Here is a 14,084-nt window from a genome sequence, read left to right on the forward strand (position 1 = left end):
GGGACTCGGGACTCGGGACTCGGGACTCGGGACTCGGGACTCGGGACTCGGGATTTTCGCAAGTTCGCCGCTTTTTTGCTTTTCTGTGGGAGGGGCTTCAGCCCCGACGCGTTATCGGTAAGGCGTCGGGGCTGAAGCCCCTCCTACAGAAAAAAGCGGTTGCGCCGGAGCCGAAAAAAAGGGCCGCTTTTTCTTAAGAAAAGCGGCCTTTTTGCATCAAATCGCTTGACAGGGATTTCCCCCGGAACATCATCCTGCCGTCCCGAGTCCCGAGTCCCGAGTCCCGAGTCCCGAGTCCCGAGTCCCGAGTCCCGAGTCCCGAGTCCCGAGTCCCGAGTCCCGAGTCCCGAGTCCCGAGTCCCGAGTCCCGGCCCTAACGCCGCCCGCGCTCCTCGCGCGCATGCGCGCGCCGGTCGAACAGCACCGCGCTGATCACGATACCCAGGCCCAACGCCACGCCCAGCAGGAACAGCACCATCGCGATCGTCGGGTAGCCGAACAGCTTGCTGCCGGTGTCGATGCGCATCATCTGCGCCGAGGCCAGGATCAGCGCGGCGGTGACCACGCCGGCGGCGACGCGGTTGGCGATCTTCTGCAGGCTCTCCATCAGCCGCGATTCCTCCAGCCCGGCCACGCGCACCTGCAGGCGGTTGTCGGCGGCCAGCGACAGGATGTCCGACAGCTTGCGCGGGCCTTCGCGCAGCAGCGCCTGCATTTCCATCGCTTCGCTGGCCAGGTTCGCCGCCGACAGCGACTTCTTCAGCCGCGCGCGCATCACGTGCTGCAGCTGGTCCTCGACCACGCTGCGCGTGTCCAGGTTGGGCGACAGCGCGCGGCACACCGCTTCCAGGTTCAGCAGGGTCTTGCCGAGCAGGCTCAGTTCCGGCGGCGTGCGCAGCCCGTAGGCGGTGGCGATGCGCACCAGGTCCAGCACCACGCGGCCTTCGGAAGTGGCGTCGTGCGCGGCATAGCGCGCGATCATCTGCCCGGTCTCGCGCTGGTAGTGGTCCTCGTCGAAATCCTCCAGGCGCGTGCTCAGCGCGATGGTCTCCTCGGCCACTTCCTCGCCGCGGCCATCGACCGCGGCGAACAGCAGCTTGAGCAGGCGCTCGCGCAGCTTCGGCGGCACGTGCGCGACCATGCCCAGGTCGAAGATCGCCAGGCGCCCGTCGCTCAGCACGCGCAGGTTGCCCGGGTGCGGATCGGCGTGGATCTCGCCGTGCACGAACATCTGGTCCAGGTAGCCGCGCACCAGCGCCGCGGCCAGGTCGTCCATCGGCTGTTCGGTGCGGCGCAGCCCGGAGATCTTGTCCACGCGCACGCCTTCGGCCAGCTGCATGGTCAGCACCTTGCGGCTGCTCAGGTCCCAGATCGGCTGCGGCACCCACAGCTGCGGGAACGGCTTGAGATGCTCGCCGAAGCGCGCCAGGTTCTCCGCTTCGGCCTCGTAGTTCAGTTCGGCCAGCAGCGCCTTGCCGAACTCGGCCAGCCAGTCGGCGAAGCGGATGCGCCGGCCCAGCCCGGTCAGCTTGTCGGCGGCGCTGGCGAAGCTCTTGAGCACCTCCAGGTCAGAGCGTACCTGCGCGGCCACTTCGGGCTTTTGCACCTTGATCGCCACCGGCGTGCCGTCGCGCAACGCGGCGCGGTGCACCTGGGCCAGCGAGGCGGTGCCCAGCGGGGTGTCGTCGAACGCGGAGAAGGCCTTGTTGACCGGCACGCCGAGTTCGGCCTCGACGATCTCGCGGATGCGCTCCACCGGGATCGGCGCGGTGTTTTCCTGCATCCGCTCCAGCGCGGTGGCGAATTCCGGCGGCACCACGTCCGGACGCGTGGACAGCATCTGCCCGAGCTTGACGAAGGTCGGGCCCAGCGCCTCCAGGTCGGTAACGAACTGCTCGGGCGTGCCTTCCGGCGGCAGCGCGTGCTCGGCGTCGGCGGCCTCCACGTCCATGCCGGAAAACACGCCCGAGCTGCGGTAGCGCAGCAGCAGGCGCAGGATCTGGGTGCGGCGGCTGAGGCCGCCGACTACGTGCGAGGTGTCCGCAGCGTCGGGCGTCGCGCTCAAGGTTCGGCTCCGGAAATGGCAGGGATTGCGGCGGCCAGTGTGGCCGGGGCCGGGTCGTCGCCCGGTGAACTCGCGACGCCGCGGTGGGGCCGGGCCGCCGGACACGGGCCAGTGGCGCGCCAGCGCACGCCGCAGTGGGCAGGCTGCTCTAGAATCCGTCGCTCCGGCACACAGTGCCTACCTCCAGGACATGCCATGCGGTCGTTCTCTGCGCCCCTCCCCGTGCGCGCCGCCTGGCGCTGCGGTCTCGCCTTGCTGGGCGGGCTATTGCTGGCGGCCACCACGTCGGCCGCGCCGCAGCGCGACGCCGACGACGGCTTCGATGCGCAGGCCTTCGCCGGCAGCCAGCGCCGCACCTATGAGGTGCAGGATTTTTCCGCGCGCTACCGAGCGACGCTGGAGATCGAGGACACCAGCGAGGTGTTCCGCCCCGGCATCGTGCGCGTGTTCGCGCGCGGCCGCGCCACGCCGCTGATCGAGGTGGCTTCGCCCGAGCTGGTGCTGCACACCGATGACCAGGGCGGCAAGGCCAGGGCCAACGTGCACGAACTGCCGTACGGCGAGCAGAGCGTGCTGATCTACGCCGATTTCAATTTCGACGGGATCAAGGACCTGGCGTTGATGGACGGGCAGAACAGCTGCTACCACGGCCCCTCCTACCAGGTGTACCTCGGCACCGCCGACGGCTTCGCGCCGAGTCCGGCATTCACCGAGCTGGCGCAGAGCAACTGCGGCCTGTTCCAGGTGGACGCGCAGGCGCACGAACTCCGCACCTCGACCAAGGACGGCTGCTGCTGGCATCAGTCGGCGGTGTACACGGTGCGCAATGGCGAGCCGCTGCTGGAGCGCGAACTGGTCGAGGACGCCACCGGCGCCCCGCCGGGCCTGGCCCAGGAGACGCGCTACCGCGACCAGGGCGGCAGGCGCGTGGCGGAGCAGTACTACCTGTGGGACGAGGACGGCAGCATGGCGTTGTTGCCGCACAAGATCCTGCTCGAGTTCCGCCTCGCCCCCGCCGGCAAGCGCATCGTCGTGTTCGCCGACGCGGGCGACGGCGAGGCCGCGGCGCCGTACTACGCGGCGATCGGCGCGCAGCAGCGGGTGGACCTGCTGTATCCGGACGGCGCGGGCGAAGGTTTCGACTACGACGCCGACCGGCACGTACTCGGCTTCGGACGCGGCGACACCCGCTACCGCATCGTCGGCGATGCGCAGGGCGTGCCGCAGCGCATGGAAGTCGTCGTGCGCGGCAAGACCCAGCCGCTGGCATTGCAGCCTGGATCGGTGCATGGATCGTTGCAGGCGGTGGCGCAGGCGCTGAGCGCCGCACAAGCCGCTGCGGCGCAGTAGCGCCGGCGCCGCGCATCGATGTTCCTGGCGCGCATCGATGCTCTCTGTAGGAGCGGCTTCAGCCGCGACAGGCACTCTCCGGAGCCGCGACACGACTCTCCGGTAAAGACCCTGTCGCGGCTGAAGCCGGTCCTACAGGAGCAAGATGGCTACGGGCCCCACGCCGCGAAGGCGCGCGCCACCGCGTCGGCGCCGGGATCGACCACGCCGCGCAGCGCGTCCGCCGGCACCGCCGCCGAGCGGCCGGCGCGAGCTCGATCCAGTTGCGCGGTGGCATCGGCGCCGGTGCGTGCCGCACGTGCCGCGTCGTCGGCGCTGCCGCCGCGTGCCAGCGCCTCCAGTGCCGGCAGCAGCGCGTCGAGCATGGTGCGATCGCCCGGCTGTGCGCCGCCGTAGTGCTGCATGCGCGCCACGCCGGCCTGCAATGCCGGCACCCAGCCGCGTCCGGCTTCCAGCTCGGTGGCGGCGGTGGTGAACAGGATCGACAGCAGCACGCCGCTGGAGCCGCCCATGCTGCGTTCGATCGTCGCCGCCAGGCCGTGCGCCAGCGGCGCGGCCTCGCCGGTGGCCAGCGCGTCCTCGTCCAGCGCCTGCTGCAGCGCGCGGGCGCCGGCGGCGAAGGTGCTGCCGGCATCGCCGTCGCCGGTCTGCGCATCCAGCGCGTCCAGTTCCGCCTGCGCAGCGATCAGCGCATGCGCGACCCGGGCCAGCGCCGCGCCGCGTTGCGCATCGCGGGCGCCGTGCCGGTGCGCGTCGCTGCGCAGCAGCGCCGGGGCGAAGTGGGCAGGCGCGTGCGGCACGCGCACGCCGGGCCAGCCCAGGGTCTGCACCGGCGCCTGGAGCGCGGCGAGCGCGTCGGCGTCGGCCGGCGCCAGGGTGATCGAGAAGCCGTGCATGTCCATCGAGGTCATCAGCGCGGCAGGCACGGTCATCAAGGCGATCCGCGCCACGCCGATGCGCTGCAGCGCCAGCCGGGTCAGCACGCCCAGTTCCTGGGTGGAGCAGCCGCCCAGATCGTTGAGCATCAGCAGCAGCGGCGCGTCGGCGCCGTAGCGCGCGTCGGCCTGTTCGAGCAAAGGGTCCAGCACCAGCGCCAGCGCTTCCTCGACCGAGGCCGGCTGCACCTTGCGCGTGCCCGGCTCGTTGTGGATGCCCAGGCCCAGCTCCGGCGCGCGGCGGCCAGTGTGCTGGCCCGGCACGGTGCAGCTGGACAGGGCCATGCCCAGCGACAGCAGGCGGTCGGCGAAGGCCTGGCCGCGCTGCGCCAGTTCGGCCAGCGGCACGCCTTCGCGGGCCAGGTGGCCGACGTACTTGTGCACCAGCACGGTGCCGGCGATGCCGCGCGGCTGTGCGGCGTCGGGCAGGGCGATGTCGTCGGCGACCAGCACGCTGGCCACGTCGATGCCTTCGGCGCGGGCGCGCTCGGCGGCCAGGCCGAAGTTGAGCCGGTCGCCGGTGTAGTTCTTGATCACCAGCAGCACCCCGGGCGCGTCGGCGCAGGCGCGGATCGCGGCCAGCACCGCTTCCACGCCCGGCGAGGCGAACAGGTCGCCGGCGATGGCGCCGCTGAGCATGCCGGGGCCGACGAAGCCGGCATGCGCCGGCTCATGGCCGGCGCCGCCGCCGGACAGCACCGCGACCTGCGCCGGGTCGCGCTCGGCCTGCAGCACGATGCGCGCGCCGCTGGCCGGGTCCGAGCGCAGCAGCGGCTGCAGCGCGGCGACGGCGTCGAGCACGTCGTCGACGATGGCACGGGGGGCGGTGAGGAACTGGTCCATGGGGGTCCTTCGCGGCGGCGGTTGTGTGTGCCGCACACGGTAGCCGAGCCGGCGTTATGCGCGGCTGAGGCCGTGCGTGGCCCTGCTCACCCACCCGGCGCGCGGAATCGGCGAGAATCCCCGCTCACCCTCGAACGGAATCCCCGCATGGCCGGCGCCAGCCTGTTCACCCTGCTCGACGACATCGCCACGTTGCTGGACGACGTGTCCATCCTGACCAAGGTGGCGGCGAAGAAGACCGCTGGCGTGCTCGGCGACGACCTGGCGCTGAACGCGCAACAGGTCACCGGGGTCAACGCCGACCGCGAGCTGCCGGTGGTGTGGGCGGTGGCCAAGGGCTCGCTGCTCAACAAGGCGATCCTGGTGCCGGCGGCGCTGGCGATCAGCGTATGGCTGCCGTGGGCGATCACCCCGCTGATGATGATCGGCGGCGCGTTCCTGTGCTTCGAGGGCGTGGAGAAGCTGGCGCACCGCTTCCTGCATTCCAAGGAAGAGGACGCGCAGCACCACGCGCAGCAGCTGCAGGCGCTGGCCGACGAGAAGGTGGACGTGGTCGCGCTGGAGAAGGACAAGATCAAGGGCGCGATCCGCACCGACTTCATCCTCTCGGCGGAGATCATCGTGCTGTCGCTGGGCGTGGTCGCCAACGTGCCGTTCGTGCAGCAGGTGTCGGTGCTGGTGGCGATCGCGCTGGCGATGACGGTCGGCGTGTACGGCCTGGTCGCCGGCATCGTCAAGCTCGACGACCTGGGCCTGTATCTGACCCGCAAGGGCGCCGCCGCCGCGGCGATCGGCCGCGGCATCCTGTGGCTGGCGCCGTGGCTGATGCGGGTGCTGTCGATCGCCGGCACCGCGGCGATGTTCCTGGTCGGCGGCGGCATCCTGGTGCACAGCATCGGCCCGCTGCACCACGCCATCGAAGGCATCGCCCCGCCGGGCGCCTGGGGCAGCCTGGTCGTCAACCTGGGCAATGCGCTGGTCGGCATCGTGGCCGGGGCGGTGGTGCTGGGGGCGGTGTTGTTGTTTCAGAAGCTGCGGAAAGGCCGGGAGTAGGGATTCGGGATTCGCAAGAGCGAAACACTCGCGTTTGCCAATCCCGAATGCCCAATCCCCAATCCCGCGCCGGCTGCGCCGGCGCTAATCCGCCGAAACCACCCGGTTCTTGCCCGCCTTCTTGGCTTCGTACAGGGCGCGGTCGGCGCGCTTGACCACCACGTCCTGGGTCTCGCCGGTGCGGCGCAGCGCGACGCCGGCGCTGAAGCTGACGAACACGCGCTGGTCCTCGTGCACCACCGCGCGCTGGGCCAGGGCGCGTTGCACCCGGGTCACCGCGGCGGCGGCTTCGAAGATGGTGCAGTCGGGCATCAGCAGCAGGAATTCCTCGCCGCCGAACCGGGCGATCGCGTCGCTGCCGCGCAGCGTGGTGCGGGCCACCTCGACCACGTGGCGCAGTGCGGCGTCGCCGCCGGGATGGCCGTAGATCTCGTTGAGCTTGCGGAAGTTGTCCAGGTCCAGCATCGCCACGCACAGCGGCTGCTCGCCGCGCTCGGTGCGCACCAGCTCGCGCGCGAACAGTTCCTCCAGGCCGCGGCGGTTGAGCGCGCCGGTGAGCTGGTCGACCCGCACCAGCCCGCTGACGTCCTGCAGCTCCTGCTCCAGGCGCAGGATGCGCTGCTCGGCCGCGTCCACTTCCTGGCGCGCGGCGATCAGGTGGTCGCGCGCGCGCAGCGCCTGCTGCTGCACGTGGCCGGTGTCCTGCAGCACTTCCTGCAGCAACCGGTTGAGGTCGCCGATGCTGCGCGCGTCGCGGATGGTCTGCGAATAGTCGGCGATGCGGTCGTGGAATTCGCTGGTGCTGATCGCCATGCCGTCCAGGTTCTCGACGAAGGACACCATCATGTCCTTCATCGCCTCCTTGGATTCGGCGATGCCCTGCTTCAGCAGGCCCTGCTTGTAGGTCACCTCGCGCAGGCTGCCGCGCGCTTCCTCGATCGAATAGCGGTCCAGCGGGCCGCTGATCAGGTCGCGTACCACCGCGATCTGGCCCTGCAGCCAACTGGTGTCGTCGAGCAGTTCGCCGACGTTCTCCAGCAGCAGGTCGAACAGGCCCAGCAGCAGGGTCTGCTGCTCCTGGCTGTCGCTGGCGCGCAGCGCGACCTGGTGGCACAGCTCGCGCACGCGCTGCGCCAGGGGTTCCAGCGGCTGGCCCGGCCGCCACTGTCGCAACGCCTCGCCGGTGGCCTCCGATTCGTTGGCCAGCTCGGGCAGGTTGTGCAGCAGCGAGGCCAGCGCGCCGGCCACGGCCTGGCGCAGCAGGTCGCGCAGGCGTTCGGTGTCGCTGGGGCCGGCCAGCGGATCGCCGACGTCGATGGTGCGGATGTACTTGTCTATCAGCTGGCGCAGCGCGCGGCCGTAGCTGGGCCAGTCGCCGCTGCCGGCTGCCGACTGCAGGCGGCGGCCCATGTCGCCGAGTTCGCCGTGCAGGCCGGCCATGCCGTCGGCGAAGGCACCGAGCAGGTCCAGCGGCTCTTGGGCGCGGTTGAACAGCTGGATCAGCGCCGCGGTGGCCGCGGCCGGATCGCTCCCCTGCGCATCTGCCGGCGCGGGCGCATGGCCGTGCGGCGCCACCGCCGAGGCGGCCGCCGGCGCGCGGCGGCGCGGCGACAACAGCTTGCGCAGGCCGCCGGCAGGCGGCTCGTCGCGTTGATCCGGCATGCGGACGCTTCCTTTCCAGTGAACGCGCCACCCTGCCACAAACGCGGCGACCGGGGGTGACGCTCAGGAACAGGATATCGGCGCCGGCGGCGTGCGCTTGAGCCGGCGCTGGCCCCGGCCCTACAGCGCGGCGCGGACCTCGTCCAGGCTGGGCGGGTTGGCGCCGGCGCGGGTGCAGTTGATCGCCGCGGCGGCCACGCAGAACGTCAGCAGCCGCTGCAGCGCGTGCGCCGAGGTGCCCAGCGCGGCGAGCGCGGCCAGGTCGGGCAACTGGTGCAGCAGCGCGGCCTGGAAGCTGTCGCCGGCGCCGACGGTATCGGCCACCTGCACCGCGCGCCCGGCCACGCGCGCCTCGGCATCGCCGCTCCAGGCCACCGCGCCGTCGCTGCCCAGGGTCATCACCACCAGCGACGGGCCCTGCTGCAGCCAGCTGCGCGCGATCGCGAACGGATCCTGCCGCGGGTACAGCAGCTCGATGTCCTCCTGGCTGACCTTGACCACGTGCGCCAGCGCGATCCAGCGATCCAGCCGCGCGCGCCATACCGCCATGTCCGGTTCCACCGTCGGCCGCACGTTCGGATCCAGCGAGATCAGCCGCTGCGTGCGTTCGCGCTCGGCCAGGGTCTGGAAGGTGCTGGCGGTGGTCTCGGCGACCAGCGTGTAGGAGCCGAAATGCAGGCCGCCGACCGCGGCGTCGAGCGCCGGCAGGTCGGCCGCGGTCAGCGCGCGGTCGGCGCAGCCGGTGCCGTAGAACGAATAGTTGGGCACGCCTTGCGCGTCCAGCGCGACCATCACCAGGGTGGTCGCCTCGGCCTTGTCGATGCAGTGGTCCAGCGCCACGCCCTCGCGTTCCAGGGTGCCGCGCAACTGGCGGCCGAGCGGGTCGGTGGACAGGCCGGTGAACAGCGCCGACGGCGTGCCGAGGCGGGCCAGGCCGATCGCCACGTTGAACGGCGACCCGCCCTGGCGCGCGGTCATGCCGACCGAGGTGCCGGCGTAGCCGTCGATGAAGATGTCGTACAAGGCCTCTCCACACACCACGAACATCGAACGGCTCCTCGGTTGGCTGCTGCGGCGCCGGGCGGCGCGCTGGCGGCTATTGTGGCGTACGCGCCGCAGCGCGGCGACCATGCGCGGCGCTGCGGGATCGGCTGCTGTGCAGGTACGCGGGCTTGTGTGTCGGGTGCACGAGGCTGCGCCGTACCCTCATCCGGCCCTGGGGGGCACCTTTCCCCGAAAAGGGGCCATGGTCCCGTTGGGAGAAGGGAACAGCCGCTGCGCGCTTTAGCCCCTCTCCCACCGGGAGAGGGGTTGGGGTGAGGGTTGGCGCGAAAGCGTCTCGTGGAGTTCGGGTGCACGAGGCTGCGCCCGTACCCTCATCCGCCCCTGCGGGGCACCTTCTCCCAAGGGGAGAAGGAACAGCCCTAGCCCTCTCCCACCGGGAGAGGGGTGGGGTGAGGGTAGGGCGCGAAGCGTCTCGTGGAGTTGGTGTACGAGGCTTCGCCCGTACCCTCATCCGGCCCTGCGGGCCACCTTCTCCCGAAAGGGGCCATGGTCCCGATGGGAGAAGGGAACAGCACAGTGCGCTTAGCCCCTCTCCCACCGGGAGAGGGGTTGGGGTGAGGGTACGGCGCGAAGCGTCTCGTGGGAGCCGGCCAAGCTCGCATGCCGCCAGTGCCTTGCCCATGCGCCTGCGATCGGCGTAGCTTCCTCCCTCCACCGTGCAAGGGCGCTTTCGATGAAGATCCTGGTCGCCGGCGCCACCGGCCTGGTCGGCTTGCATGTGCTGGCGCAGTTGCTTGCCGCGCCGGAGTGCAGCGCGGTGGTCGCGCCGACCCGGCGCGCACTGGATGTCGTACACGCAAAGCTGGACAACCCGTTGATCGATTTCGAGCAATTGCCGGCGCAGGCGCCGTGGTGGCAGGTAGATGCGGCGATCTGCGCGCTGGGCACCACGATGAAGCAGGCCGGTTCGCGCGCCGCGTTCCGCCGCGTCGACTACGACTATCCATTGGCGATCGCGCGGCTGGCGCAACAGCACGGCGCCACCACGTTCGCGCTGAACTCGGCGCTGGGCGCCGCTCCGCGCTCGCGCTTCTTCTACAGCCGGGTCAAGGGCGAACTGGAAAGTGAGCTGCAGGCGCTGGGGTTCGCCTCGCTCACGCTGGTACGCCCCGGACTGATCGGCGGCGAGCGCGCGCAGCCGCGCGGCGCCGAGCGGCTGGCCGGCACGCTGCTGCACGCGCTGGGCCCGCTGCTGCCGCGGCGCTACCGGGTCAATCCCGCCGCGCGCGTCGCCGCCGCGCTGGTGGAGCACGCGTTGCGGCCGCGTGTCGGCGTCCACGTGGTCGGTTCGGAACAGCTGGCCTGAGCGGCGCGGAGCGCGGATGGCGTGGTGTCGCCGCGCGCGTGGGCGACGCCGCGTCGGCGTAGCGCGCTTGCACGAAGGAGGCGCTGCCGCGTCCGCCATGCCTGCGTTGCTGCGCTGGCGGCATGCGCCGGCCGTTGCTGCACTTGCTGCGCCTGTGCTCCATGCCTGGCAACGCCTGGCAACCGATCGCGGTGCACCGGAGAAGGCGGCGACCTGATCGCCGACCTGCTCGCCACATCACCGCCTTGTGGGAAGCTCCAATCACTCTAAAAAACCTGATCGAAGCGCTCGTGATCCATTCGTGCGCATCGCGTGCAAGTTCGGAAATCGAGGTTTTCAGAGGCTCCCATATGGCGCCGTGCGACCGGCGCCATCGGACTTGTTGCCGGCGCTAGCCACCGCTCAGAAGTTCAAGCTCACGCGCAGCCCGCCGACCACGCCGTTGTTGTCCTTGATCCCGTTGGCGTTGCGGATGTACTGCAGGTTGGGCATCAGCGACAGCGCCGGGGTGATGGCGTACTGGTAGTTCAGTTCCAGCGGGTATTCGTATTCCTGCACGCCCACCGCCGCCGCGCCGGCCGGCAGCGCGGCGTTGTAGCGGCGCTGCGCATCGCCCAGGCGCTCGCTGACGCGGGTGCGGCCGGCGGCGAAGCCGATGCGGTCGTACGGGCGCGAGGCGAACGGCGCATCCAGCCATGCGCCCAGCTGCAGCATCTGGTCGATGCGGTCGGTGTCCTTGTCGGCCTGCACCCAGTTGCCGAACAGGCGCAGCGTGCCGCCGCCGGGCGCGCGCCACAGCGCCTGCTCGGCGGTGGCGTAGTAGCCGCTTTCGCTGTCCATCACCGCGGTGGCGTCGCCGCTGACGTCCGACGGCAGGCCGCTGGCGGTGACGGTGTTGCGGTAGTTGGCGCTGTTGCGCCAGCCGCCGACGCGGTAGTGGCCTTGCAGGCCGTCGCCGAAGCTGGGCAGGTACTCGATCTCGGCAATCATCAGCGTGCCCTGGCTGTCGCCGTCGGTGCGCAGTTTCAGGCCCTGGTCGTGGTCCAGGTTGTTCGGGTTGACGTCGTAGGCGCCGACCTTGAAGCGCCAGGCGTCGTTGGGCTTGAACGCCACCACCGCGCCGTACTGGCTGATCGGGTCGACGTACCAGCCGTTGCTGACGTAGCCGGGCAGGCCGCCGCAGAAACTCAGGTTCTGGAACTTGCAGGAGAACGAGAAGAAATCGCCGTTAGCGTACAGGCGGCCGAGCTTGATGCTGAGGCGGTCGTCGAACAGTTCCTGGGTCAGCGAGAACTGGCTCAGGCGGGTCACCGCGCCGCGGCCGTGGATCTCCTGCACCGCCAGCAGGGTCGGAAAACCAGCCGTGTCGTTGAGCGAGTCGCCATTGCGGTTGGCCACTTCGACCTTGAAGGTCGCGCCGCGCCAGGCCCACAGCTTGTCCAGATCGAAGGTGCCGGCCAGGAAGAACTGGTCGGCGTAGGCGTAGGTGTCGTCGCGGCTGCCGCCGGAGTTGTTGTGCGCGAACTCGCCGGTGTAGGACAGGCGCAGGTCCACGCCGCTGTCGACCAGCCGGGTGCGCGCGCCGCCCCAGTCGCCGGTCAGGGTCTTGGCCGGGTCGAAATCCTCCGCGGCGGCCTGTGCGCAGCACAGCGCTGCCGACAGCGCCGCCAGCGCGATGCATGGGTTCTTGTTCATGAGTGACTCGCTTTGCGCGGGGCCGCGGTGCGCGGCCCGGTCATGGGAAGGACTCCGGCGCGGCGGCTGCCGTGCGGAGGAGGGCGGCGATCGCCGTGGGGACTGCTGCATCGGTTGCTGGCCGCGGCGGATGCGGGGTTGAAGGCGCGGACAGGAGCCACCCCTGCGGCGCGCGGGACTGGCCCGGCGGCGGGAGGTGGGCGGGTGACGGTGTCGATGCGTGGATGGAACACATGGCCTCCAGGTGCCCGTCGCATGCGTGTGCTGCGGCGCGCGGGATGAAGTCGGATGCAACCCCTGCGCGCCGGAGCTTATCGTCGCCATGCTCGTTTCATGTTCGTTATTGTTCGAATAGGCGCCTTCTTGTTGTTATTTATTCAGGTATGCGCCTGGACGCGCGATCCCGCCACATGCGTCGACCGTTGCGCAGCGCGGTTCCTGCTGGTCGAAGAGGATCGGCGCTGCCACGCGCCATCGCGCTGCTGCATTGGCGAGGCATCGGCGAGCGGAGCGTTTTTGGTGCGCCGCAGCGCTCGACTGCGGACACAGAGACCACCGCGGCGGCTGGAGACGCCGCCTGCGGTCATGGCATGAGTAGCGCACGGCGCGATTCGCCGAGCCGATTCAGGGAGTCGGCGAGCCTGCCAGGCCTCCGGCGCCGTTGCCGGTGCTTGCCCACGATGTGCTTGCGTACGCGCTGTGTGCGCAACGATCACCGGCCGCCGTGCGGCGGTCCTGCGCAGCCGCGCATGGGCCCACGCCCAGTGGCGCGGCGCCTGCCGACGGCCGCCGCGGCGCGGTCAGACGCCCAGCGACTGCCCGCCGTCCACCGCCAGGATCTGGCCGGTGATCCAGCGCGCCTGCGGCGAAGCCAGGAACAGCGCGGCGTGGGCGACGTCCTCGAGCGCGCCGAAGCTGCCGAATGGGATATCGGCGCGGATGCGCCGGTACAGCTCCGGCTGCTGTGCGCGGCGCTGGTCCCACAGCCCGCCGGGGAACTCGATCGAGCCGGGCGCGATCGCATTGACCCGGATCCGCTCGCGCGCCAGTTCGGCGGCCAGCGTGGTCGTGTAGTAGTTCAGCGCGGCTTTCGCCGCCGAATACGCCGGCACCCGCGGCGTGGGTCGCAGCCCGTTGATCGAGCTGATGTTGAGGATGCAGCCGTGGGCGCTGGCGCGCAGCGCCGGCAACGCGGCGCGATTGCAGCGCACCGCCGCCATCAGGTCGATGTCGAATCCGGCCTGCCAGCTGGCGTCGTCGTCGCCATGGCCGTAGCCGGAGGCGTTGTTGACCATCACGTCGATGCCGCCCAGCGCGTCGGCCGCATGCGCCACCCACTGCTGGATCTGCGCCGGGTCGGCCAGATCGCAGGTCAGCCGCGACACCGGATGGCCGTGGCGTATCAGCTGCTCGGCCGCGTCCGCCAGATGGGCGGGATTGCGCGCGCAGATCGCCACGCCCGCACCCTGCTGGGCGAAGGCGTCGGCGATCGCCAGGCCGATGCCGCGGCTGGCGCCGGCGACGAGCACGCGGTAGCCCGCGAAGGTGGAGGGGTCGGTCATCGGCGGCTCCTGCGGCGGCGGCGCGGGGATGCGCCAGGCGCCGATTGTCGGCCAATCCGCAGCGCGGGGCCGGGTTCTGGCACCATGGCGGCCCGCCGCGCCCGCCTGCGGCCGGCAGCAGGGCCATTGCCCGGGTCAGGCCGCACGCTCGCCAGCCGCCGCCGCGCCCGCCCGGCGGCCGCGTTCCCTCTTTCCAGGATCCTCCCGCAGTGAAGAAGACTTACCAGCTCCGCATCGAAGGCAAGCACCCCGACCGCCTGCTCGACGCCAGCAAGCACGACATCCGCAAGTACATCCGCCGCGAACGCCGCAAGACCCTGCCGGCCGGCGCCGACTATTGGGACTTCGACACGCTGTTCGGCGCCGACGAGGCCAGCGCCGCGGTGGTCCCGCCGGCCGAGCTGATCCGCGCGATCGACGCGCTGGTGGCGACCGGCGCCACCCAGTTTTACGTCGAGATCCGCAGCAAGCCGGGCAAGCGCACGCCGCGGGCGCAGGGCGATGCCGTGACCGATCCGTTCGACGATTGAGCGTGGGCTGCGCTTGCC

General features: G+C 71.0%; 10 protein-coding genes. 4 read left to right on the top strand and 6 right to left on the bottom strand.

All coding sequences use genetic code 11. The features are described 5' to 3' along the window. Positions 1-373 precede the first annotated feature (373 nt). Positions 374-2,065 carry an ABC1 kinase family protein gene (locus NUG20_RS02245; RefSeq protein ID WP_263396844.1) on the bottom strand — a complete coding sequence of 564 codons (1,692 nt, stop codon included), beginning with the start codon at positions 2,063-2,065 and terminating at the stop codon, positions 374-376. Positions 2,066-2,260: 195 nt separating this feature from the next. Between NUG20_RS02245 and NUG20_RS02250 the strand changes: the two genes are divergently transcribed. Then, complete coding sequence (locus NUG20_RS02250) at positions 2,261-3,415, top strand: XAC2610-related protein (RefSeq protein ID WP_263396845.1); 1,155 nt, start codon at positions 2,261-2,263, stop codon at positions 3,413-3,415. 149 nt (positions 3,416-3,564) lie between these two features. On the opposite strand, the gene NUG20_RS02255 is transcribed toward NUG20_RS02250, so the two are convergent. Next, positions 3,565-5,193, bottom strand: a complete 1,629-nt coding sequence (locus NUG20_RS02255) for a dihydroxyacetone kinase subunit DhaK (RefSeq protein WP_263396846.1) — start codon at positions 5,191-5,193, stop codon at positions 3,565-3,567. A 147-nt stretch (positions 5,194-5,340) separates the two neighbouring features. Here NUG20_RS02255 and NUG20_RS02260 point away from each other — a divergent pair, with 147 nt between their 5' ends. Beyond that, positions 5,341-6,246: a DUF808 domain-containing protein gene (locus NUG20_RS02260; RefSeq protein WP_263396847.1), complete on the top strand. Its 906-nt coding sequence runs from the start codon at positions 5,341-5,343 to the stop codon at positions 6,244-6,246. An 84-nt stretch (positions 6,247-6,330) separates the two neighbouring features. Here NUG20_RS02260 and NUG20_RS02265 read toward each other — a convergent pair whose 3' ends face one another. Together NUG20_RS02265 and NUG20_RS02270 are read right to left on the bottom strand one after the other, a co-directional pair. Further along, on the bottom strand, positions 6,331-7,908 hold the full coding sequence (locus NUG20_RS02265) for a GGDEF domain-containing protein (RefSeq protein WP_263396848.1): 1,578 nt from the start codon (positions 7,906-7,908) through the stop codon (positions 6,331-6,333). Between the two features lie 120 nt (positions 7,909-8,028). Continuing rightward, positions 8,029-8,955 (bottom strand): carbohydrate kinase family protein, encoded by a 927-nt coding sequence (locus tag NUG20_RS02270; RefSeq protein WP_263396849.1) that lies wholly within the window; start codon positions 8,953-8,955, stop codon positions 8,029-8,031. A 691-nt stretch (positions 8,956-9,646) separates the two neighbouring features. Between NUG20_RS02270 and NUG20_RS02275 the strand changes: the two genes are divergently transcribed. Then, positions 9,647-10,279 carry a Rossmann-fold NAD(P)-binding domain-containing protein gene (locus tag NUG20_RS02275; RefSeq protein ID WP_263396850.1) on the top strand — a complete coding sequence of 211 codons (633 nt, stop codon included), beginning with the start codon at positions 9,647-9,649 and terminating at the stop codon, positions 10,277-10,279. A gap of 402 nt (positions 10,280-10,681) precedes the next feature. Here NUG20_RS02275 and NUG20_RS02280 read toward each other — a convergent pair whose 3' ends face one another. Then, positions 10,682-11,974 carry a carbohydrate porin gene (locus NUG20_RS02280; RefSeq protein WP_263396851.1) on the bottom strand — a complete coding sequence of 431 codons (1,293 nt, stop codon included), beginning with the start codon at positions 11,972-11,974 and terminating at the stop codon, positions 10,682-10,684. A gap of 800 nt (positions 11,975-12,774) precedes the next feature. Then, the gene (locus NUG20_RS02285; protein ID WP_263396852.1) at positions 12,775-13,536 is read right to left on the bottom strand and encodes an SDR family NAD(P)-dependent oxidoreductase; all 762 of its coding nucleotides are present in this window, start codon (positions 13,534-13,536) and stop codon (positions 12,775-12,777) included. 209 nt (positions 13,537-13,745) lie between these two features. Between NUG20_RS02285 and NUG20_RS02290 the strand changes: the two genes are divergently transcribed. Further along, on the top strand, positions 13,746-14,066 hold the full coding sequence (locus tag NUG20_RS02290; RefSeq protein ID WP_263396853.1) for a DUF6172 family protein: 321 nt from the start codon (positions 13,746-13,748) through the stop codon (positions 14,064-14,066). Positions 14,067-14,084: the final 18 nt, after the last annotated feature.

This window comes from Xanthomonas sp. CFBP 8443, assembly GCF_025666195.1.
Classification (GTDB): domain Bacteria; phylum Pseudomonadota; class Gammaproteobacteria; order Xanthomonadales; family Xanthomonadaceae; genus Xanthomonas_A.

What these genes read in the sequence shown, in the direction of transcription:
- NUG20_RS02250 (WP_263396845.1), top strand. Translation starts at nt 2,261, where the DNA reads ATGCGGTCGTTCTCTGCGCCCCTCCCCGTGCGCGCCGCCTGGCGCTGC.
- NUG20_RS02255 (WP_263396846.1), bottom strand. Translation starts at nt 5,193, where the DNA reads ATGGACCAGTTCCTCACCGCCCCCCGTGCCATCGTCGACGACGTGCTC.
- NUG20_RS02260 (WP_263396847.1), top strand. Translation starts at nt 5,341, where the DNA reads ATGGCCGGCGCCAGCCTGTTCACCCTGCTCGACGACATCGCCACGTTG.
- NUG20_RS02265 (WP_263396848.1), bottom strand. Translation starts at nt 7,908, where the DNA reads ATGCCGGATCAACGCGACGAGCCGCCTGCCGGCGGCCTGCGCAAGCTG.
- NUG20_RS02270 (WP_263396849.1), bottom strand. Translation starts at nt 8,955, where the DNA reads ATGTTCGTGGTGTGTGGAGAGGCCTTGTACGACATCTTCATCGACGGC.
- NUG20_RS02275 (WP_263396850.1), top strand. Translation starts at nt 9,647, where the DNA reads ATGAAGATCCTGGTCGCCGGCGCCACCGGCCTGGTCGGCTTGCATGTG.
- NUG20_RS02280 (WP_263396851.1), bottom strand. Translation starts at nt 11,974, where the DNA reads ATGAACAAGAACCCATGCATCGCGCTGGCGGCGCTGTCGGCAGCGCTG.
- NUG20_RS02285 (WP_263396852.1), bottom strand. Translation starts at nt 13,536, where the DNA reads ATGACCGACCCCTCCACCTTCGCGGGCTACCGCGTGCTCGTCGCCGGC.